This window comes from Deferribacterota bacterium (assembly GCA_034189185.1).
Lineage (GTDB): Bacteria > Chrysiogenota > Deferribacteres > Deferribacterales > UBA228 > UBA228.
The window spans coordinates 1-1,797 of the sequence record JAXHVM010000277.1 but is presented as its reverse complement, the minus strand read 5'-3'; the positions used below and the strand labels follow the sequence as shown (position 1 = coordinate 1,797).

The window sequence follows — 1,797 nt, the reverse complement described above, 5'->3', positions numbered from 1 at the left end:
TTAGAAAATGACATTGAAATACTAGAGACAATCCCTGGAACAATAGATAAGAATGACTTATCAAAAAATAATTGCTGTATCTTTCATTCTAGGTGTTTTAGAAGAACCGAGAGATGTCTTTTTGAGAAACCGCCCTTTGAAAATAACCTAAGATGTTTTAACCCCTTATAAATAAACTACTGTAAATTCTTTCCCCTAACAAATATAATTAAAAAACCAATTATTAACATTATAAAACTTGCAATATGGGGAGCTCTAAAATAGCCTATCATTAAATCGTCTGCCCTAAAAAATGTAACAAATCCACGGATAATAGCATAAAATATTAAATAAAGGCCAACAATCGTACCTTTTCCAATATTTTTATTATCTTTCCAAAGATAGATCAATATACCTGCACATATAAAATTTAATATCATCTCATAAAAAAACGTTGGATGAAGGGGCATAGAATCAAATTGCCTATATGCTGGCGACATATATTTCTCTGGAAACTTAACCCCCCAAGGGACATATTCTTTTAAAATATAAGCCTTGCCTTCAAAGAAAACTTTAAGCTGACCTTTATCTTTAATCATTTGATATAATTTATGAAAACCTCTGTAGGAATTCTCTACATCAAAGGTCGTTAACACAACATTCCAAAAATCATAAAATCTATTTTTCAATGAAAAAATTATTGAAGGTGGTATAAATGTTGGCACCCCATGAGCTTCTCCATTTGTAAAGTTTCCAAACCTTCCCAAAGCCTGACCAAGTAAGAGAAAGGGTAAAATCATATCTCCAAAGGCAAATAAACTAATTTTCTTGTATTTACAATAAAAAATAGCTGCAATAAAACCCCCAATGATCCCCCCATGTATAGCTAGACCGCCCTGCCAAAGAGCAAATATCTCAAAAAAATGCTCTCTATAATATCCATAGTTAAATAATACATAGTAAAACCTAGCGCCAACTATTGCACCAATAAATGTTATAATAATGGCATTTTCAATTAAATCTTTTTTATACCCTAAGGATATGCTCTTTTTCTTGCAAAAATATAAAGCAATAATTATGGCTAATAAATACATTAAACTATAAATACGCAGTTCAAATGAGCCAAATTTAATTAAATATGGATACATTCTTTAAGTCCATAAACATCTAGATATAAAAATTATTAAATACAATATATTTGTAAATATAGAAAAAAACAAACTAAATCTTAAAAACTACTCTACTTTTTTTCTTTTAGCAGAACCAATCTCTGAAACCAAAATACCAACTATTATCAATAAAGCTCCAATATATTGTTTTACTTGCAAAACCTCTCCAATAATAAAATAAGAAAAAAACGGAGCTGAAAGGGGTTCTGCAGCAAATAAAACGGCAGTTTTAGTGGGTGTTGTATACCTTTGCAAACCAATTTGAACTAAATAAGCAGCTACTGATGCAAAAACTGCCGTATATGTTACCGAAAATATCGCATAAGGAGAATAATCAATTTTTATAATAGGTCCACCTGATAAAATTAAAGATATATAGAAAAGTATTGTCATTGTAAGAAATTGTATAAATACTAATACAAATAGATTATACACCCTTGAAAGCTTATCCACATAGATAATATGAAGTGCAAGAAAAATTGCATTTAAAATTAGATAGAGCTCTCCCACACTCAAGTTCAAATTCCACCTTAAAGTCATTACCAAAAGTCCAATAAACGCTAATAAAACACCTATAATAGATGATTTATAGGGTTTTTTCTTAAGAATTAAAACTGAAAAGATAGGGGTATAGATAATATATGAGCCC

2 protein-coding genes are annotated in these 1,797 nt (G+C 29.6%); both read right to left on the bottom strand.

Annotation, left to right across the window (positions count from 1 at the left end):
• Positions 1–176: 176 nt before the first annotated feature.
• Positions 177–1,127, bottom strand: a complete 951-nt coding sequence (gene lgt, locus SVN78_10855; protein ID MDY6822105.1) for a prolipoprotein diacylglyceryl transferase — start codon at positions 1,125–1,127, stop codon at positions 177–179.
• An 87-nt stretch (positions 1,128–1,214) separates the two neighbouring features.
• Positions 1,215–1,797: DMT family transporter (locus SVN78_10850; protein MDY6822104.1), on the bottom strand; the 583-nt coding region annotated here is incomplete at its 5' end.